This window comes from Paeniglutamicibacter terrestris (assembly GCF_012271785.1).
In the GTDB taxonomy this organism is placed as follows: domain Bacteria; phylum Actinomycetota; class Actinomycetes; order Actinomycetales; family Micrococcaceae; genus Paeniglutamicibacter; species Paeniglutamicibacter terrestris.
In genome coordinates, this window is record NZ_JAAWVT010000004.1 from 40,205 (window position 1) to 60,527 (window position 20,323).

A 20,323-nucleotide genomic window follows, 5' to 3' on the forward strand; every position below is an offset into this window, starting at 1 on the left:
ACTGGCGTCGTCTGGCGTGCTGGAGGTGGTACCTAGAAACGCCACTCGCAAAACATTTCCGGGTTCCACCAATCGGCTATGCCGCCGATCTAGTAACAACACTATCCGCACCGGCAGTACAGCACATTAGACTATTGGCCATAGTTGGTGAGGTAACCTCACTAACTACTTTGCCCACCTGACTGTGCCGCATGGTGCCCCTTGCTCATTCCCAGCGTACTTGCGGGCAGTTCCGCGCGCACAACCCAATCACCGCGAACACGTTGGGCCGAAAGCGTGCCCCCGAAAGTTGCCATCCTGTCGGCCATTCCAACGATCCCCGAGCTGTGCTCACCGTCGCCAAAGCCTTGATCTGTGCTTAGTCGAGGCAACGTGTTGGCAATTTCCAGCCAAATGCGGTTTCCGACAACCAACGCTTCGATCCGGCAAGGGGCATCCGGTTCCGCATGCTTGACGATGTTTGTCGTGGATTCCTGCAATACACGATACAACGCCGTCTGCGCGGATTGCGGCAGCGATGCAAGCTTAGGGTCAACCTTGGTTTCGGTGGGATGCCCTAGATCCATCAAACGTTCGGCAAAAACCTCAACACCAATCAGGATCTCCAGACTGCTGGCCGCATTTCCCGCCGAATCGACGAGCGATCCATCCACACGCGTGGCGGGGCCGTCCTTGCGCAGCACATTGAGCATGACCCGCAAATCCTGCAGCGCTTCCCTTGACGTTGCCCCGATAACCTTCAGGGCCGCCTGGGCCACCGCTGGATCACCAGAGAATCCCGCGGCCTTGGCCTGCATGGAAATGACGGTGATGTCGTGCGCGACGATGTCATGAAGATCCCTCGCGATGGCCTTGCGCTCTGCATCAACGGCTTCTTGTTGCTTGATTCGCAGGTCTTCGATGCGCTTCCGGTCAGCTTCGCGTTGCTCCTGATATTTCCGTGCAAAAAGCGCAACGAAGTAAGCAGCGGACAACAACGGGATCATGATAATAATGAATCCCACATCGTACGACCGCACCACAACGATGGAAATCGACCAAGCCAACGTCAGGCAAAAATATCTTAAAGAGAACTTTCGGGCTTGGGTCAGCGTCACCAAGCCCAAAAGAAGCGGAACAACCAAAAGTGAAAAGAGGTACTTGCCGACGAGCAACGCCAAGATCATGGCCAGCACTGAGGCTACGACAGCTATTCGAGTCCTTACCCACAGCAGGCCCAAGGCCAAAGTGAAAGCCCCGCTAACCATGACCTCCGTCGCGCGAACTCTTAGCTCGGCAGGATCAGATTCGCTGAGCAAGCTCACCACATCAGTGACGAGCAGCAAAGCAACAATACCGCTGGCGATGAGAAGAATCGTCCGCCCTAGCGGCGCGGACGAAGGTTCATTTACGGTCAGTGGAGAACGAGATAGTTTCACTACCCCATTCTGTCGGAAAGTAGGGCGCATGTCTGTGAGCTCTACTTTCTAAAAGAAATCAGCGGCACAGGGCCCCGAGGTTGCGGCACATCCAGTCATTGAAGGCATCCGAAGCACCGGCCGGTGAGGCAACTGGGAGCGATAGACCTTGTGCTCCCGCTGCTTGGGCGGGAATGGCAGCAGGAAGAAGCAAGGCCAAGGACATGGTTACAGCAGCGAGAATGCGAGTTTTTGGCGTCATGTTGCTCATTCTTGCACCTATTTCTCAAAGTCAACAGATAAATCTCAATGAATTCTTTATGACAGGCCCGTCGCCACTATCCGGTGAGCGAAGTTCATTAGACTCAAAACGTGACAGATATCCAGATTCTTGTAGTCGATAATGAACCACTCATGCGCCAAGCCCTGAAAATTATCATCGAGGCCGCCCCCGGATTCCACTGGATGGGGGAAGCCACTAATGGAATTGAGGCCGTTGATTTCTGCGTGGGAAACTCCCCTGATGTCATTTTGATGGACATGCAGATGCCACGCATGGACGGCGTGGAAGCCACCGGGATCATTACAACCAATTATCCTGGCATCGGAGTTTTGGCCATCACGGCCTTCTCTTCCGAGGAATTCCTCGTTCCCGCCCTGCGCGCGGGCGCAGCCGGCTATCTCGTAAAAGACGCTGAACCAACGGAGATCCTCGGAGCCATTCAGGCGGTACACGATGGAAACGCGGCCATTTCTGCTTCGGTCTCACAGGACCTTATTCGTGCGATTCGTGACGCGCATGAAGTCAAGGCCAATAATTCCAATCGTCATGGCACGATGGCACTGTCGGACCGAGAGCTAGAAGTTCTACGATTGCTAGCGAGGGGTTTGAATAATCCGGAGATTGCCGCCACGCTGCACCTTTCCGAGGCAACCGTCAAAGCTCATCTGAGCCGCGCTATGGCGAAGTTCGGCGTTCGCGACAGGGTTCAAGTCTTGATCCGCGCCACCCAGCTCGGACTTGTTGAACTGCACATGGATTAGGCGGCCGAGTCAGCCAAGGGCCCGTAAGCGGATCAATCGATATCCGATGCCACAAGCAAACATGACAGTACCGCCGATGACAGCACTCGTCGGAAGCGTCACCACAAGTACTGCACAGCCAATAGCTCCGGCGACCCCCAGCCAGACTGGATTCAAACGTTCACCGCGTGGCTGCTTAACCGCCGCAATGTTGGCGATCAAGTAATACACCAGCACCCCAAAGGACGAGAACCCGATGGCCGTGCCCAAATCGAAGAAGACGATCAGCAGTAGTACTGCCGCTCCAACGGCGAGTTCGGCTCGGTGCGGTGTTGAAAAACGAGGGTGGATGGCGGACAACGCATGAGGCAAATCGCGCTCTCGAGCCATGGCCATCGCGGTCCTCCCCAATCCGGCTATCAACGCTAAAAGGGCACCCAGAGACGCCAGCGCCGCAGCGATTTGGACCAACGGCAAGGCCCACGAGTCACCTAATGCAGTAGCCAACGGTCGAGTACTCTGGGCGATCCCTCCGGGTCCCAAGACATTAATCAACACCGCGGCCACCGCTGCATAGAGCACCACTACTATTCCCAGCCCAATCCCGATGGCACGGGGAATTGCCGTTCGTGGGTTCCTAACTTCCTCACCAAGTGTCGCAATGCGTGCGTAACCAGCAAAGGCGAAGAACAGCAGCCCTGCTCCTTGCAACACTCCGAGAATTCCTGTTCCGGCCCCTGGTACATAGTCTGGCCCCGAATGTCCGCCAGCCAGAATCATCACCACGATCACAGCCAAAAGAGCCAGCACTGACGAAACTATGATGCGTGCGGCAACGGCGGTTCGCGTGACACCAAGATAGTTAACGCTCACCAGCAGCAGCACTGCAGCTGCGGCCACTGGTTTGACCCACGCATCGGGAACCACATATGTCGCAAAGGTTAGCGCCATGGCTGCTGCAGAAGCTGTTTTCCCGACAACAAATCCCCAGCCAGCGATGAAGCCCGGCCACTGCCCCAAGACCTCTCGCCCGTAAGCATACGTGCCGCCGGAAGTCGGGTAACGAGCCGCGAGCTGGGCGCTCGAGCGAGCGTTGGCATACGCCAAAGCTGCGGCAAGAACTAGCGAGATGAGAAGCGCAGAACCTGCCGCTGCGGCGGCTGGTGTAAACGCTGAAAACAGCCCGGCCCCGACCATCGCGCCGAGACCGATCATGACCGCGTCAGAGGTGCCCAATCGACGTTGAAGTTTGGGTCCGACAGTTTCTTCACTATTACCGAGCATCCTCTCCTTTTACCGGAGCTAGGTTAACGAAAGGCAACGGGATCCACGGAATGATTGATATGCCCGGTATGAGTCCTCGGGAATTGTTCACACCCCAGCTGGCGCTCGGCCCCGGGCAGTGCCAATCCACTTATGATCAGAGGGCATTGTTGAATTCTGGAATGGAACGGGGACATCGATGAACTTGGGGCACTTTGCAGTTATTGACACCGAAACCACGGGACTATTTCCTGGTAATCATGACCGCATCGCGGAAATTGCTGTCATCACCATGGACCGTTCTGGCACAGTCTTGGACCGCTGGGAAACCCTCATCAATCCAGAACGCGATCTGGGCAAGCAATCTATCCACGGCATACGAGCCAAAGATATCCTCAGCGCTCCGCGGTTTATGGATATCGCTTCAGAACTCGAATGGCGGCTGTCTGGAACTATTGTCGTCGGGCACAATCTCGGGTTCGATGCCCGCTTCCTTGACGCTGAATTCCGTCGCGCTGGGCTCACCCTTCCAGAGTTCTACTTACCCCGCGGTTTATGCACGATGCAGATGGCCCATGAATATCTCCCGGGCGCCGGGCGCTCCCTACAAGACTGCTGCGATTCCTTCAGCATCGAGTTGCGACATGCTCACAGTGCCGGGGACGATGCCGAAGCTACCGCGGTGCTCTTGGCAAGATACATGGAATTGGACCCCGACCTGGGCGATTGGGACTTTCTGCTCAACGAAGCGGCTCAGACCATGTGGGTTCCTAATCCTCCGCGGCAGCTGCTGGAACCCACGCATAGGTCTACCTCCGATTCCAAGGAAGTTCATTTTGTTGATCGAGTTGTTGATCGGCTTCCCGAAATCAGCGGACCAACTGAGCATCAGGAGTATTTGGCGTTGTTGGACCGGGCGCTCCTGGATCGCCAACTCTCGGCACATGAGCAATCAGCGTTGATCGCATTGGCCGATGAGCTGCAGATTAGCCGGCCGACCGTCATCGAACTGCACTCCCGGTACTTCTCATCCGTGGCAGCAACCGCATGGAACGATGGACTTCTCACCATAAGAGAACTCGAGGATCTAGAAACCATTGCCCATCTGCTTCGGATTCCCCCAGCACAACTCGAAGTCGCTTCTCGCACAAAACCACGTCGCAGCGCCGTCGATTCCGTCGTGGCAGCTTCGCCGCGGACGGTACTCAAACCCGGCGACCTAATCGTCCTCACCGGGGACATGACCCAACCCCGCAGCACCATCGAGACGGCACTTGAATCCTCGGGATACATCCCCCATTCGGCCGTTACGAAGAAGGTCAAGCTACTCGTCGCGGCCGATCCGGACAGCCTATCGGGCAAGGCACGCAAAGCCCGCGCCTACGGCATTCCAGTCGTCGGCGAAGACTTCTTGTGGAACCAAATCCTCAACATTTCTCCCTAAAGAAACCAGAAATTTCTTCCCCCGGTACCATCGGCCGGAGCGCGCTAGTATGCTCAAGCCATCAACTGCGATGCTCTGGTTCCAGGCATCATCCAGAGGTTCAACAGTGTGGAATGACGATGTCCCCCAAATATCCGAAATCATTCACCAAACCGCAGCGGTCACGAGGTAATACTTCCAGTCCATCGGTAGTCCGCCTCGACGAGGTGCGGCTACGGCACGAACTGCCACGCGTCCTGCCGGCCTTCGAAGCTTGGTGCGAGAAAACCCATTTTGATCGGCACGGTTCCGAGCTCACGAATCGAATATCGGCGGTTCTGGAAAACTACGGGCGAGTTAGCGGCAGCCGAATGATCACGTTTTTGGACGTTCCGGCCCTCGCATTAACGCTTGACGAATTGATGTTCGGCCAACCCACGAACGATTTCCTAGAAATGTCTCATGTTCTGGGTGCCTACCTCCAATTCCTGCACGACACGAACTCCTGGACCGGGACCCCAGAAGAATTCCAGCGTGTCTCGTCCTATTTAGATTGCTTCAGCTTCCCTAAGCTCGAACCCGACTATTCCGAGATCCCACAGCTCCATGGGGTGCTCGTTACGGTCCCGAGGCTGAGCCAAGAGGAAGTCTATGAATGCATCGCGAATCTGCCCCTGACGCGCCGAATGCAGTCGTTCTTTCGATGGTTCGGTCCGAGGCGAGAGATTACCGGTGCGAAGGTCTTGACCCGGAAACTTGTTCAAGAGGCGGAAAAATCACTGGATGTCGAAGCCGTCTACGACCCCGTAGGGTCACCGAAGAGTGGGTCATCTGATGATGATCCAACGGTGTTCACCAGCGCGCGGCATGTCACGAGGCTCTCGCTGTACTGGGACGCAATGGTGGGGGCCGGTCTCATCGATCTGAGTACCACTCGCGCCTATCCGAGCAGGCAGGCTATCTTGGCCTTCGAAGACCCCACGCGCCACCTCGCCATAGCTGTCCGACGCGTAGCGCAACGCATGTACCGCTCGGTTTCCGTGGAAGATGAATCAATCTACCAAGGCGTGGAGACGGGCTATCTGACCCGCTATTTTCTTTTGGAAGCGGCAGTTGAACCGATCAACGTTGCCGTACTCAAACACCCCATCCGCGGACTCGAAAACGACGATCCACGGGGAAATCCCGAAGCCATCAACGCGTCGTGGAAGCGCTTGGAAAAGCTGCGTCCCGAGGGGCTGATCCGAATTGATTCGCGGCTTTCCGTTCCCAAAGCTCTGATCAAGCCGTTGGTGTTGGAACTTGCCGGCCCCTCTGCGGTTCAGTTCCAGTTCGCACAGACCGATGATGATGATCCCGACTTCACCGGGCACCCCGCGTCATGGAGCTGAAGTGCCTTCGCGCCGACTACAGGGCGGCTTCGGCCTCGATCACTCCACCATTGACGCTGCGTACCTTCCAGGTGCCTTCGTTATTGTCGATCAACGACACCGAGGCATTAAAGATGGTGTCGAATGTGTACCCGGCGAGCGCCGACAAGGTGTAACGGATGATGGTTCCGTGGCATACCACTGCGACATTCTTGCCCGGGAAATCGGCGGCTATCTTGGCTATAGCTGCTTGGCCGCGCGCCACAGTCGAGTCTAAAGTCTCGATTCCACCGCCGGTTTTGTTGGGCCAGAGCTTCTCCGACTCTTCCAGTCGTATGCCTTCAGCCTGGCCGTAATCGCGTTCTATCAGCTCGTCGTAGGTACGGCCTAGCTCAATACCCAAACCATCGGCAAGAATCTGCGCCGTCTCGCGTGCCCGTGAGAGCGGTGAACTAACAATGGCATCCCAAGTTGTTGCGCCCAAAATCGCGACCGCATCGCGAGCTTGCTGTCGACCCACGTCGTTCAGCGGAATGTCGGTTGAGCCCTGCAGGAAGTCCTGCGCGTTCCAGTTGGTCTGTCCATGACGAATGAATCCGATTTTCATGCCTCCATTCTCTCGCGGGCGGCCCCACCACTCGCCCACCGACAGGCAGCGGAGGGCACATTCCTGCCGATGTTACGGAAGATACCGCCTGGCCCAACACTCGACGCTATTGCTCAATCATCTCGCTCACGAGCCCGGTGGCGGTGTCGACCAGAAAGGTTCGTTCCCACCGATCGGATCCCGAAACCACCGCGCACTCTACGATGGCCCTGCCGAGTGCGACGTCAGGGGCAGTTACCGTATAGGTAGGAGTGAAATACAGGGTCTCGGCTCCGGACGCAAGGTCGACCGGAGGGAATGACTTGGTGACATCGCCGTCGAAGTTGCCCATCAGTTTCACCCTTATCGGCTCCTTCCCTTGGTTCCTGAAACGTCCGGTGAAGGCCAGAATGTCTCCCGCTCGGAGCCCAGGGGCTGGCGGCCCATAGTTGACGTCTTGAGCTTCGCGTGTGCCCAGCTCTTGTTCACCGTCACCGTATCCCTGGCCAATTTCCTTCCACGTGTGCACGCCCCAAGTTCCGGCCGAGGCGGAGATGACGTGGGTGTCACCCACGTTGACCCATGTTTCGGGTCGTCCCGGGGTGATCGAGCGCAACACCATGGCAAAGCTTCCGCCGTCGTTGTCTCGATACGCAGCCGCCGCTGACTCCAGCGCCCGCGCGGACACCCCCTGAGGGTCCAGTCTCGCAAAAACGATCTCCGAGTACCCATTGCGTTCATAGAGCACCCCCAAGGAACCATCCGCAAGTATGGCTCCGCTGGAATAGGCGCTGCTGCCCGCGCAAATCGTCGCTACGGGTCGCCAGCTGAACCCCTCGTCGGTGGAGAGACTAAGTACCGTGTTCCGGCGCAGCTCGGTGTCGCGGTTATTGGTCATCAGGAGGGCTCGCTCTTTTCCCATGCCCGTCGCCAGGATGCTGCCGTTGTCGCTCGGGTCGGGCAGTGAAGGCACCGGTTGAAGCGGCCCATAGCTGTGGCCGCCATCCGTCGAGACGGCCTGAAGCCGCATGCCCTTTGCGCGCGAATTCAGCAGTACCCTTCCCCCGCTGATTTCTACGACCTTGTTTTCATTGGCTTCTACCGCGGTGAGTTCACCCAGAGTCCAAGATTCACCATGGTCATCCGAATAAGCTGAAGCGGCCCGGATCTCACCGTGTGCCAAAAGCACCATTTGTTGAACGAGGCGCCCGGCGTATGGCCCGGATTCTAGCTGAATGCCCGTTCCGGCAGCGGCAAAGAGACCGGTAATGCCCTCGGACTTGAGCTGCGCGGTGATCCGCCGATGAGTCCAGGTCAACCCGTCATCATCCGAATGCGAGAGATCCACATGCTGAACGGAGTCCTCGGGTTCAAGCCCTTCGATGGCCTCGAAGAAACCGGCGTGGGTTCCGGCGGCGTGAAAACAGAAAATTCTGGAGGTTAGCTTGTCTACCAGGAGACTCGGATCGCCGAAGCCTTGGAGTCCAGACCCTGAACGGATGTTGGCCTGAGGTTCCCAACTGCGCCCATGGTCGAGACTGCGCCTGATCAAAAGATCAATGGTGTTGGGTAGGTCATCAAGGTTAGGTCGGCCGTCGTAGGCGGCCAGTACGGTTCCGGCGGTAGAGACGGCAAGCGCGGGAATCCGATATTGGCGATAGCCTCCGGCTCCGCGCGTTGCGAGGATTTGGTGAGAGAACTCATGAAGTTCATGTGACATCCTCTAGAACTACAACATTTGCTCTCCTACACCCAACTTTGAGTCGTTGCTCCGGCGTTCTTTCCTTCTCACCCCGGTCATCGCGCGCTTCCACGAAGCGAGCACATAGATACCCTTTGATGGGTCTCCGGCTGGACGGAGCACCTAATTAGAGCTGCAACAACAGCACTCCGGCATAGGCCAACCCGGCAATCAATGCCCATGCACTAAGGGCCATGAGCACTGCCGCGCCCTTTGAGGCAAAGAGTTGGCGGATCCGCACGGCCGAGCCTAGGCCGAAGAGCGCCGCTGCCAACACCACGTCCTGCACTAGGGTCACCGCCTCCAACACTTCGGTGGGGATATCGAAGATTGAACGAACGGCCACCAGCAGAACAAACCCAACAACAAATCCCGGAACGATGGGTGGGAGTTTGAGCCCTTGTCCGTTGATTTTTTGCTGCCCGCGGCGGCCTATGATTCCTGCTGCGGCAACCATCGGCGCGAGCATCAGCATCCGGGTGAGCTTGATGACGATGGCAATGGCCAGGGCCGAGGCCCCCGCGGTCTGTGCGGTGGCGACCACCTGACCCACGTCATGAACCGAGGCACCCACCCATTGCCCAAAGGCAACCGGCCCCAGACCCAATGGATCACGCAGCAGCGGCAAAACCGCAATCGCCAACGTTCCGCAAAGTGTCACCAGGGCCACGGGAATCACGGTGTCCGAATCCTTGGACCGACGCACGGCGCTCATAGCGCCGACCGCTGAGGCGCCACAAATAGAGAATCCGGTGGCCACCAATAGGGGCTGATCCCCCGGCAGCCGGAAGGCCTTACCCAATAGGTAGGTTCCGCCGAAGGCCAGCAGCACAATGGCCGCCACCACCCCAAAGGTCGCCCAGCCTAGGTCCAGTACATCTATGATGCTCAGTTTCAGGCCAAGCAGCACAATCCCGGTGTGCATGAGCTTCTTGGACGCGAATTTCAGGCCCAAACGCCATGGTCCAGCGACCAATGATCCGGTGCCGGGAAGGTTAGCTGCTAGAACACCAAGGGCCACCGCGGTGGTCATCACCGGAACGGAGGGTAGCAACCGATGCACCACGAAGGCGAGCACCACCGCCACGGCACAGGCGGCCAAACCCGGCCAACGGGTGTGCAGCCATGCTCTTGTACCCGGGCGGACCGTGCCTTCCCCATGAAACTCGGGTGCGTTCTCGTCCCGTGTTCGATCGCCCATCACGGCGTTCCTTCCAAACGTTCATTCCCCGCTACGTTGCGGGGCTTCACCCATTCTGCCGTGTTTGCGTCGACGCACCGCATCCGAGATAGACGTCGGCCACGGGTACGATTCGGGCTACTTGTCCCCGGCGTGATGTGCGAGGAATGAATACACTTCTGTCTCGTCTACACCCGGGAAGGCACCCTGTGGCATGGCCGCCAAGAGGTGGGTCTGGGCGCGTGCGCTGGGCCAGGCTTGGCCAGCCCACTGCTTCTGCAGATCAAGTGGCGGACGGCGGCAGCAGGATTCATCCGGGCAGGTGGATATGGATCGTTCGGTGGTGTCGCGGCCACGGAACCACTTCACGTGCACATAGGGCACGCCGATGCTGAGCGAGAACTTTCCTGCCGTTGATCGTTCGGTCCGCGCGGTGCACCAGAAGGTACCCGCAGTGGTGTCGGTGTACTGGTTGTAGGCGCTGAATTGGTCGGCCACGTCAAAGACTTCGCGGCTGGTCCAGTGGCGGCATACCGCCTGCCCCTCGATCGATCCGGTGTGATCCATCGGGAAGTTCACTCCGTCGTTTTCATACGCCTTGTGAATGATGCCCGATTCGTGGACCTTCTGGAAGTGCACGGTGATGCCTAGGTGTTCGGTGGCTAGGTTGGTAAAGCGATGGGCTGCCGTCTCATAGGACACCGAGAAGGCGTCACGGATGTCCTCGACGGCCAGCTCGCGTGCATTCTTGGCCTTCTGCAAGAAGTCCACCGTTGCCTTCTCCGGCATCATCAGCGACGCGGCAAAGTAGTTGGTAGCTACGCGTTGGCGCAGAAAATCGGCGTAGTCGGTGGGCGGAGCATGGCCCAATACGTGGTGCCCGAACGCCTGCAAAAGCACCGAGCGGGTGGAATGCTCGGAGCGCTGGGACTGCGTGAGATACACGCGCATGTTCTTGAGATCCGTGACCGACCGAGTGGAGTGCGGCAGATCTGAAACATTGTGGAGGGAAAAGCCCAGGTGCGATGCGATGTCGGCAACTTGGTGATGCGAGAGCGGTCCGGAGGTGTGGCCGATGGCTTTGAGCAGCCCCGCTGCTTCCTTCTCGATCGCTGGGAAGTAGTTGTTGCGTTCCTTCATTTCTCCGCGCAGTTCGGCATTGGCGCGTCTGGCTTCCTCGGGCGTGGCCGACTGCTCGTTGAGTCGACGCTCGAGTTCTCCCTGCAACCCGACGAGGGATTCAAGCACGTCCATGGGCAGTCTCGAAGAGATCCTCACCTTGGGCAAGTCAAGGGATTGGTAGAGCGGACCGCGTTGGGCGCGCTCCAACTCGATTTCCAGAGCAGCGCGCCGGGTGGGTGGCGCGGCGCCGAGTAGCTCATCCAGACCTACGCCGAAGATCGTCGCCAGTGCCTTGAGCATGCTGAGCTTTGGTTCGCGCTTCCCATTTTCCATCAGCGACAGCTGGCTGGGCGCGGTGCCCACCGCTGCGGAGAGATCATCAAGCGTCATTGACTTGGCCTTGCGCAGATGACGAATTCGCCGGCCCAGAGAAATGATGTCCAGTTGCTCGGCATCTTCCGGCGACAGGACGCTCTTCTCCGGTGTTGCTGGCCGGTTCCATGTGGGGGTGCTCACATTTTTAGAGTACGCGAAGAAGTGAAGACCTTTCCAGCAAAGCGGCGAGTAAGTCGTTAATAGAACACCGAAGTATGCGTTTTTAGCAAAGAAGGCAGAGTTGTCCTGGCTCCCGCGTTGGTGCGTAAACCTCACGAGGTTCGGTGGACATCTATTCGGCAGGAAACCCGGGGTTGCGCCCGGACATTCGCCCTGCAAGCATGAAACCGATGACTGACCAGCTGAAATACCTCGCGGCCTACGATGAGCAACTACGCACAGATGCTGAAACACCCAGCGCTATCCGGGTGGAGGTCGAAGGCCCCGTCCGGCTGGTGACATTCGCCGGTGGGCGCGGTTTCGTCACCTACAGAGATCTTGGAACGCTCGACGCCGGTGGAATCAACCAGCTCGTGAATCGGGCGTTGAATTACTACCGCGCCGATCCGGCCATTACCCAGGTCGAGTGGAAAACCCGTGGGCACGACCGAGCCCCGGGTCTACACGAAGCACTACTGGATCACGGATTCCGGCCAGATGAACCAGAATCGATCATGATCGGCGCTCTGGAGGGGTTATGTCGCGGGGTTCAAACCCCTCAGGGGGTTCTCCTGCGACGCGTCACCGGTGATAGCGATATTCGCGCCATGAGTGAAATGGTCGAGGAGGCATTCGGCGATCCCGCCAGCACCCGCCTTGCCGATGCCCTCATCGGGCGTCTGGCACGCAACGACGGCATGGAATTATGGGTGGCCGAGACCGATGGTCGCATGGTCAGCGCGGGCAGGCTCGAACCCGTTCCGAACACCGACTTCGTCGGCATTTGGGGAGGAGCCACTCTGGAGGCTTACCGTGGTCGCGGGATATACCGCGCGCTAACTGCTGAGCGTGCGCGTTCGGCCATGGCTTCGGGCAAAAAATTGGTCCACAGCGATTCGACGGAGTACTCCCGGCCTATTCTGGAACGTTCCGGACTGATCAAGGTTTCCACCACCACGCCCTACAACTGGTCGCGCTAACCCCCTCGAAGGTCAGCGTTAGCCACCACTGGGTGGACAATGAACTCCGGGTCAACGTTCGGATCCGTGGCGACAACAACGTCCTCCAGTCGCTCCAAAAGACTAGATCGAGTCGCCCCGGCCACCGACTCGGGCACCGAGACTAAGTCGGCGGCCACCGGTCCGGCGGAGGGTTTAGGTATAGAGCGATAGTGGCTGCAACTCGCCATGCAAGAAGTGGGCCCCAACTTCGATCTTCTTGTAGTCGACGGGGTCATGCAGGGTATGCGTGCGTACATTTCGCCAGAATAGGTCCAACCCTACGGAATTGGCTGTTGAGCTGGCGCCGGTGACCTCATAAATGCGGTTCGCGACCTCAATGCCGGTTTCGGTGGCCACAACTTTGAGCTCGGCAATGGCAATGGCATACTCACCGCGCTGCTGCGCGGTGAGCTCGTGCGAGCGGGCGACCTCGGTATCAAAGCGACGGTTCAATTTCTCCGCAAGCGCCTCCACTGCTGCAGTTCGCGCCTTGAGCTCCCCGATAGTGCGCTGGAAAATCACGTCGTGCGCGTAGCTTTCGGCATCAGAGAGGAACCAGGCGTTTTTGCGCGCCAGCAGTAGTTCACGTCCCTTGGCCAGTGCGCCCTGAGCGACACCGAGGTAAAAGTTGCCGAAGCCCAACTGCACACCGGGTGTCAACAGCGAGGCGATGGGCTCGTCGGTGACTTCGCCAAGGATATCTTGCGGGTGCACCGCAACATCGGTGTACTTCACCGAACCAGAAGCCGTCAGCCGCTGTCCTAGGTGATCCCAATCCCCCAGTAGCTCCAATCCTTCTCGCCCGGTATCCAGCACAAAAGCCAACACCTTGCCGTGGTTTGCCCCGCCATCGATGACCGCGTTGACGATGATGACCTCGCCAACACCGGAGCCGGTGGAGAAGCGCTTCAGCCCGTTAAGTCGGTAACCCTCGCCATCTTCGGTGAGCACCAAAGTCGGGTCCACGGGGTTCACCGAGTCGCCCCAGAGCCAGCCGCCCTCCACGGTCCGACGCCACCAGGTTGCTTGGTTTGCCGGGGCAGCATAAAAGCCGATGCCTGCCTGATTAAAGTAGTGGTAAGCCAACAGTTGCGAGATCGATCCGTCGGCAGTGGCCAGGATGCGCACGGTGTGGAAGGCGGATTCGAAGTGTCCCCCGCCGCCACCGAATTCCGCGGGCACTAGTAGGTTCAGCAGACCCGAGGAACGCAACAATTCGGCTTCGGCGCGCGGTGTCGCGTTGGCGCGGTCGCGCTCCAGCGCGTTGGCGGCAAGGGTCTCGGCGACCGACTGAGCGATGGTGCTCCAGTGGGAGATCTCCGCTTCATCAGCCTGAGAGGTCCAGGGGGTTCGGCGCAGGGTTTGGGGTTGGGCAATCATGGTTCTGCTTCTTTCCTAGGCTTGGTTTTCAGCCAAGACGGCTTCGGGAGTGGCGCTTGCCGCGGCATCGGCAGCGGAAGACTTATTGGCGTAGGCGCCGCGGTAGACGGCGGCCGGGTGAGTGTCTGCCACCTTGGTGTTGCCCTCTCCAGCGACGTATTCGCGGAGGGTTGAACCCTCATAGTTTTCCCACACCCGCCCGCGCTTACGCAGTTCTGGGACCACCAGATCACTGAACTGCTCGAAGGATCCAGGAGTCACCGCGTAGGCCAGGTTGATGCCGTCGAGTCCCGACTCGTCAACCCAACGCTCCACCTCATCGGCGACGGTCTCGGCGGACCCGACAAAGACCGGTCCAATCCCGCCAATGCCGAGATAGTCGGCAATCGCATTGGGGGTCCATGACCTAGTGGGATCCGCGGTGGTGAATATGGACAGTGCCGAGCGCGCGGCGTTGGTATCGATGTACTTCAGTTCCTCGTCACCTGCGTACTTGCTCAAATCCAAACCCGACCATCCACCATAGAAGGTCATGGCACCTTCGCGGGAGGAATATGACTGGTACTCGCGGTACAGCGCTTCGGCCTTGGCATCGGAGTCGGCCACCACGGTGGTGACCAACGCGTAGAGCTTGGCGGCATCGCGCGGGCGCCCCACCAGTTCAAATTCGTCGCGGATCGCCTCGGTCTGCCGGCGGGTGACAGTGGTGTTGATCGAGTTGAGGAAGATCCCTTCGGCGTGTGTCGCTCCGAAACGACGGCCGCGGGACGAGGCCCCGGCTTGGAAGATGGCGGGGGTGCGCTGAATGGACGGCTCTGAGAGGTGGATGCCTGGCACCTTGTAGTAGGTGCCGTCGTGGTTGATCGGGTGGACCTTGGCAGGGTCGGTATAGATCCCGCGTTCCCTGTCCTTGACGACAGCCCCGTCTTCCCATGATCCTTCCCAGAGCTTGTACACAACTTCCATGAATTCGTCAGCCAGATCGTAGCGCTCGTCGTGATCCAGCTGGCGGGTGTATCCCAGATTTCGGGCCGCTGACTCAAGGTAACTGGTCACCACGTTCCAACCGATCCGGCCTCCGGTGAGGTGGTCAAGGGTGGAGAACTTGCGCGCCAAGGCGTAGGGCTGTTCGTAGGTCAGCGCGCTAGTCACCGCGAACCCGAGATTCTTGGTGACAGCCGCCATCGCGGAGACCTGCATAAATGGGTCATTGAGCGGGACCTGGTCGGCATCCAACAATGCCGGAGCGCTGGAGTTTTGATAAACATCGTAGATGCCCAACACATCCGCAAGGAAGAGAGCGTCGAAGCCACCAGATTCGAGGGTCTTGGCGAGGGATGTCCAATATTCGAGGGTGTTGTAGCCGTCAGCGCGGTTCTCCGGATGGCGCCAGAGCCCTGGACTCTGGTGCGTCGGGGTAGTCATGTCGAAGGCGTTGAGGGAGATACGTTGTGCCATGGGTGCTCGAGCCCTGTCTTTAGGTAGTTGTTCTCGCGGTGGAGCGCGCTGCCGGTCGAGTGAACAGCCGAGTCAAGATTCCTGTGCCAGACGGAAGGTTCCGGGAAAGTAGAACCCCGAGCAACAGAATGGCCAGCAACACCACACCGCGGCCCAACCCCTGCCAGAAGAAGGAGAGTCCGACCAGGTTCATCCCGTTGCTCAGCAATCCGAAGATCAGCACGCCCATAAGGGTTCCGGGCACCGAGACTCGGGAGAAGCGTGAGAGCGTGGCGCCGATGAAGACCGCGCCGATAGCGTCCATCAGGTAGGCCTGGCCGGAACCGGGAACAAAGCCGTTGGTCCGGGAGGCCAGAATGACCCCGGCAAACCCGCCAACAAGAGAACAGAGCAGGTACGCCGAAACAGTGATCCGGTTGATGCGCAACCCGGAGATCCGTGCAGCGGTGGGCTGTTCCCCGGTGACAGTGACCGAACGTCCCCAACGTGTCGTTCCAAGCAACGCTCCGATGAACAGTGCGACCAATGCAGCACTGACGATGACGCCGTCCACATCGAGCAGGTAGCCGCGGCCTAGCAGCGCGAATTCGATCGGTACTCGCGGCTTCGAGAGATAGATGGGCGCCCCACCACCGGTGAGCAGTTGCTGGACGCTGCTGCCGATGAACCAAACGCTCAGTGTTGCCAAGAAGGGCGGAATGCGTAGGCCAACGATCAATGCCGCATTAACGACTCCGACCAATAGTCCGAAGAACAATCCCACGACAATGGCAACCCACGCCCTATAGCCGTCTGCGATCAGCGCAGCCGACGCCAGTGCGGCAAGGTCCACGGCAACACCGATGGAGAGGTCGATGCCGCCGGCCCTGACCACCACGGTCAAACCCGTAGCCACCAACGCAAGGATCGCCATTTGACCCAGCACCCCTACCAGATTCCCAACGCTCAGAAAGACTGGGGAGAGCAACGAGAAGCCCAGCAGAATGGCTGCCAATGCCACCGGCGCGATCAATCGCGGAGCAAGGGATCGCCAACGGCGGGGAACGGTGACCGGAGATAGTTCACGCGTCTCTGACCGCGGAGCGGGGAGATTTTTTTGGGGTTGTTGGGTGATAGTCATTTGGCAGTGTTCCTTCCGCGAACAACCACGACGGCGAGTACCAACAGGATCAACACGCCCTTGGCGGCACCGACCCACTGGCTGGCGACTCCCAGCAGCGTCAGCCCATTGGCCAGCCCTGCCACAAAGATCGCGGCAACTACTGTGCCGGGGATATTCACCACCAGTCGACGCGAGAAGACGGTAGACATGTAGGCAACCAGGATGATGTCCAGCAGGATTTGTCCGCCGATTCCGGGGACTGCTGCGGAGAGCCGGGAAGCCAGCAGAACCCCGGCGATGCCGCCGAGGACGCCGCTGATCACGTAGCTCATAAAGCGGTGACGGGCAACGGACAGGCCGGCAATTGAGGCAGCAATGGAATTCTGTCCCACCGCATAGCTATGTACACCCCACGATGTCCTGGCCACTGCCCACCACGACACCAACGCGGCGACGGCCAAGACCAGCACGGAGGCAGGTAACCCGGCGATGCTACCCTGGCGCAGCCAAAGGAAGACACCCCCATCGAGCGCGACCTTGATATTGTCGCTGACCACTAGATCCAGAGATGTAGCGATGCCCATCGTGGCCAACGTCGCAAGGAGCGGCCGCAGACCCAGAATCACTGCCGCACCGTTAAGCGCACCCAGAGCTGCGGCCACAGCCAGACCGGTCAACACCGCGCGCAGGCTTCCCGCACCGGCTGCAGCTGCAACCGCGGTAACGCTCCCGGCCAAACCTGCTGTGGCGCCGACGGACAGGTCGATACCGCCCTCCAAGACATCGTCACCCCCGGTGATGATCACCACGGCCAATCCGATGCCGGCGATGCCGAATACCGCTGCCTGGTTTAGCACCGAGGACAGGTTCTCCCACTGCAGGAAGTATGGCGATCCGAGGGCAAAGATCCCTAGGACCAGAACGACAACGCCATAGCCAGCCCACGCGAGCAGCGACGGGCGTTTCCGCGTCGGCGTCGGCGCACCGGTATCCCCAGGGATTTCAAGAATTGCGGTGCTCATGCGTCCTGCCTGACGTTGATGGGGTTAGTGGCTTTGGCAGAAAGCTCTGCGGCGCCGTTGGTTCCAGAGGCGATGGCCAGGAGTTTTTCGGTGGTGACAGCGTTGCCGGAGAGTTCGGCGGCGATGTTCCCGCGGTAGAGCACCAGGGTCCGATCGGCGATGCCGACCAGTTCCTCGAGGTCCACGCTGATCAGCAACACGGCCGCGCCGCCATCCACCAGTTCATTGATCTGGGCGTAGATTTGGGCGCGGCTGCCAACATCGACGCCGGAGGTCGGCTGATCCAGGACTAGCACCGAGGCATCGCTCGCCAGCCACTTGGCCAGCACCACCTTTTGCTGGTTGCCGCCGGACAGACTTCCGGCAATCGCAGAGCCGTTGGCCGGGCGCACATCAAGTTTGTTGATCAATCGTTGTGCAAGTTTGTTTTCCAGCGCCGGGGCGATCACGCCCAGTGACCGGGTAATCTTACTTAGAGCGGTCACGGAGATGTTCTCGGCCACGGTGTTGCGCAGGAAGATTCCATCGCGGCGTCGGTTGGAGGGCACGTAGGCTCCTCCGCGAGCGACAAAATCCGCCACGTCACGTACGCGCCCACCTTTCACCTCGACGGTTCCATGCCGCTTGGTGATGCCGGTGAGGGCATCGGCCAAAATCTCAATTCCGGAGCCCACCAGACCAGTGACAGCCAAGACCTCGCCGGGCAAGACCTGAAAATCCAATCCGTTCAAGGCTCGTGGCACACCAAGCCCGGTAACTTTCAGCGCGGCGTCCTCCGTCTGGGGGCTACGAGGGGTGCGTCCATGGTCGAACTCCACGACCTTGCGTCCAACCATCAACTCCACCACGTCATCAAGGGTGTCCCCGGATCCCAGCGACACCTCACCGGCGTTTCGGCCATTGCGCAGCACGGTAATTCTGTCGGTGATGGTGTTCAGTTCCTGCAGGTAGTGGGAAATGTAGATGATGCCCACACCCACCTCCTGCAGACGGCGCAACGTGCCGAAGAGTTGCTCGACCTCGCCGGCCGCTAATGGTGCTGTGGGCTCGTCGAGAATCAAGACGCGCGGTTCGGAAAGCACCGCCCGGGTGATCTGGATCAGCTGCTGTTGGGCAACGGTGAGTTGCCCTACCAGGAGCGCGGCATCGATGTTCTGCCCGGTGACCCGTTTAATGTCTGCGCTGGCCCGTTCCTCGAGCCGGCCGCGCCGGACCCAAGCCCCACCCAGTTTTCCAAGGCCCAGGTAAAGCTGTTCGGCGACGCTCAATTGTGGGGCCAGATACCGTTCCTGGTGAATCACGTGGATCCCTAGGGCCTCGGCATCGGCGGGGCAGGTTATCACCACGGGCTTGCCGTCGAGCAGGATGCTGCCCGAATCGGCGGTGTGGAGCCCCGTGAGAATCTTGATCAGGGTGGACTTCCCGGCACCATTCTCACCCACCAGTCCTAGGATCTGTCCAGAGGCCAGCTCGAGGGAAACCTCGGAGAGCACCTGGGCCGATCCGAAGGACTTGGTGATGCCGCTCATCGAGAGCAGTCGATCGTTAGATACCGAGGTCATGCCGCACCTGGTTCACGTTGGTTTTGTTAACGAATACGGGGTCTAGGTAGCTGGTGGTGGGGACCTCATCGGCACGATCGCCAAGGAAGAGCGCGACGTTTGCCACAGATGCGGCAGCCATGCCCTTGGTCTGTTGTGCCACCGTGCCGGTGTAGGAGCTTTCAGGGTCAGCAATCAGGTCCAAGGCGCCCGGTTCGGCGTCAACGCCGTACAGCTTGATGTCATTGCCCAATGTGGGGTCGATGGCTTGGGCGGCGCCAATCAGCGGGATATCCCAGCAGCTCCAGATGGCGTCGACCTCTCCGGCGGGAAGGCGGCGCAGCTGGTCTTGGATCTGCTTCTTGGCATCTTCGATAGTGCCCTCATACTTGTCCTGCAGCTCCGGATCCAAGATTTCGATTCCTGGGTAGTCCTCAAGCACCACTTTGAGTTCGCTGTACCGAATGCGGCAGGGAGTCACCCCGGGGAAACCATTAAAGACGAGAATCTTGCCCTTACCGCCGATATCTTCAGCAAGCGTTCGCGCAACGGTGGAACCGATGTTCCAATTGTCGCTGGTGACGTTATTGGCGCTGTATTCGGACTGAAAATCGACGGTGAACAGGGCAACACCAGCCTCGTTGATCTTTTTCAGAGCAGGACTCAACGTCTGTGCGTCACCGAGGATCACGATGATCGCATCGGGTTTCTGGGTGAGCAGGTTCTCCACATTGCTGACATGTTTGTCGTCCTTGGCCTCAGCCTGAGTAGCAATGACCGTGCCACCAAGGCCCTTGATCTTCGTCTGAAGTTCCTCATAAACGACGCGACTGAAGTCGTGGACGATGTCCTTGGCAGCGATGCCAACCGTCTTGCCTGCCAAGGACGGAACTCCAGCCAGCGGGTCGGCGGCAGCCGACGGGGCGCCAGCTACCGCGGTTCCCCCACCGGTGGAGATTGGCGCGGAAGCGGCCACGGGTTCTTTGAGCGAGCAGCCGGTGACAAGCAGTGTCATGGCGGCCGCGATGGCTGCGCCCTTCAGCATGGCGCGATGCAACGCATTGCTAGACCGCGCACTGTGGGTCTGGAGAATTTCCATAAATCGAGTTCCTTCAACAATCTAGGCGGAGAAGAAATCGGTAAACAAACCGTCCCAAAGTTGGTGCGTGCGTGCCATGGG

The 20,323-nt window shown here is 59.2% G+C and carries 17 protein-coding genes; 4 read left to right on the forward strand and 13 right to left on the reverse strand.

The genetic code is table 11. The features are described 5' to 3' along the window. Positions 1-161: 161 nt before the first annotated feature. Both HED64_RS09855 and HED64_RS09860 read right to left on the reverse strand, forming a co-directional pair. Entirely contained in the window at positions 162-1,418 is a 1,257-nt protein-coding gene (locus tag HED64_RS09855) for a histidine kinase (RefSeq protein ID WP_168151837.1), read from the reverse strand. 58 nt (positions 1,419-1,476) lie between these two features. Beyond that, positions 1,477-1,659: a hypothetical protein gene (locus tag HED64_RS09860; protein WP_168151838.1), complete on the reverse strand. Its 183-nt coding sequence runs from the start codon at positions 1,657-1,659 to the stop codon at positions 1,477-1,479. A 110-nt stretch (positions 1,660-1,769) separates the two neighbouring features. On the opposite strand from HED64_RS09860, the gene HED64_RS09865 reads away from it, so the two are divergent. Further along, complete coding sequence (locus HED64_RS09865; protein ID WP_168151839.1) at positions 1,770-2,441, forward strand: response regulator; 672 nt, start codon at positions 1,770-1,772, stop codon at positions 2,439-2,441. Between the two features lie 9 nt (positions 2,442-2,450). Here HED64_RS09865 and HED64_RS09870 read toward each other — a convergent pair whose 3' ends face one another. Further along, positions 2,451-3,704: an APC family permease gene (locus tag HED64_RS09870; RefSeq protein WP_168151840.1), complete on the reverse strand. Its 1,254-nt coding sequence runs from the start codon at positions 3,702-3,704 to the stop codon at positions 2,451-2,453. A gap of 178 nt (positions 3,705-3,882) precedes the next feature. Here HED64_RS09870 and HED64_RS09875 point away from each other — a divergent pair, with 178 nt between their 5' ends. Further along, complete coding sequence (locus HED64_RS09875) at positions 3,883-5,127, forward strand: exonuclease domain-containing protein (RefSeq protein ID WP_168151841.1); 1,245 nt, start codon at positions 3,883-3,885, stop codon at positions 5,125-5,127. 350 nt (positions 5,128-5,477) lie between these two features. Further along, a complete protein-coding gene (locus HED64_RS09880; RefSeq protein ID WP_168151842.1) occupies positions 5,478-6,497 on the forward strand; it encodes a hypothetical protein in 1,020 nt (339 codons plus the stop codon). A gap of 16 nt (positions 6,498-6,513) precedes the next feature. Here HED64_RS09880 and HED64_RS09885 read toward each other — a convergent pair whose 3' ends face one another. The 4 genes from HED64_RS09885 to HED64_RS09900 all read right to left on the reverse strand — a co-directional run bounded on the left by HED64_RS09885 (position 6,514) and on the right by HED64_RS09900 (position 11,621). Then, the gene (locus HED64_RS09885) at positions 6,514-7,083 is read right to left on the reverse strand and encodes a histidine phosphatase family protein (protein WP_168151843.1); all 570 of its coding nucleotides are present in this window, start codon (positions 7,081-7,083) and stop codon (positions 6,514-6,516) included. Positions 7,084-7,189: 106 nt separating this feature from the next. Then, positions 7,190-8,782: a sialidase family protein gene (locus tag HED64_RS09890; protein ID WP_168151844.1), complete on the reverse strand. Its 1,593-nt coding sequence runs from the start codon at positions 8,780-8,782 to the stop codon at positions 7,190-7,192. Positions 8,783-8,930: 148 nt separating this feature from the next. Then, entirely contained in the window at positions 8,931-10,004 is a 1,074-nt protein-coding gene (locus HED64_RS09895; RefSeq protein WP_168151845.1) for a YeiH family protein, read from the reverse strand. Positions 10,005-10,121: 117 nt separating this feature from the next. Continuing rightward, the gene (locus tag HED64_RS09900) at positions 10,122-11,621 is read right to left on the reverse strand and encodes a helix-turn-helix transcriptional regulator (protein WP_168151846.1); all 1,500 of its coding nucleotides are present in this window, start codon (positions 11,619-11,621) and stop codon (positions 10,122-10,124) included. 209 nt (positions 11,622-11,830) lie between these two features. Between HED64_RS09900 and HED64_RS09905 the strand changes: the two genes are divergently transcribed. Further along, positions 11,831-12,619 (forward strand): GNAT family N-acetyltransferase, encoded by a 789-nt coding sequence (locus HED64_RS09905; protein WP_168151847.1) that lies wholly within the window; start codon positions 11,831-11,833, stop codon positions 12,617-12,619. Positions 12,620-12,793: 174 nt separating this feature from the next. Here the strand turns inward: HED64_RS09905 and HED64_RS09910 are convergent, their stop codons facing one another. The 6 genes from HED64_RS09910 to HED64_RS09935 are packed head-to-tail and all read right to left on the reverse strand — an operon-like array spanning position 12,794 to position 20,242. Beyond that, entirely contained in the window at positions 12,794-14,020 is a 1,227-nt protein-coding gene (locus tag HED64_RS09910; protein WP_168151848.1) for an acyl-CoA dehydrogenase family protein, read from the reverse strand. Positions 14,021-14,035: 15 nt separating this feature from the next. Next, positions 14,036-15,478 (reverse strand): LLM class flavin-dependent oxidoreductase, encoded by a 1,443-nt coding sequence (locus HED64_RS09915; protein ID WP_168151849.1) that lies wholly within the window; start codon positions 15,476-15,478, stop codon positions 14,036-14,038. Between the two features lie 19 nt (positions 15,479-15,497). Beyond that, positions 15,498-16,598, reverse strand: coding sequence for an ABC transporter permease (locus HED64_RS09920; RefSeq protein WP_168151850.1), 1,101 nt, complete (start codon positions 16,596-16,598; stop codon positions 15,498-15,500). Further along, positions 16,595-17,602: an ABC transporter permease gene (locus HED64_RS09925; RefSeq protein ID WP_168151851.1), complete on the reverse strand. Its 1,008-nt coding sequence runs from the start codon at positions 17,600-17,602 to the stop codon at positions 16,595-16,597. The genes HED64_RS09920 and HED64_RS09925 overlap by 4 nt, the downstream gene beginning before the upstream one ends. Further along, complete coding sequence (locus HED64_RS09930; protein WP_168151852.1) at positions 17,599-19,164, reverse strand: sugar ABC transporter ATP-binding protein; 1,566 nt, start codon at positions 19,162-19,164, stop codon at positions 17,599-17,601. Before HED64_RS09930 ends, HED64_RS09925 begins: the two co-directional genes overlap by 4 nt. Continuing rightward, on the reverse strand, positions 19,148-20,242 hold the full coding sequence (locus tag HED64_RS09935; protein WP_168151853.1) for a substrate-binding domain-containing protein: 1,095 nt from the start codon (positions 20,240-20,242) through the stop codon (positions 19,148-19,150). The genes HED64_RS09930 and HED64_RS09935 overlap by 17 nt, the downstream gene beginning before the upstream one ends. Positions 20,243-20,323: the final 81 nt, after the last annotated feature.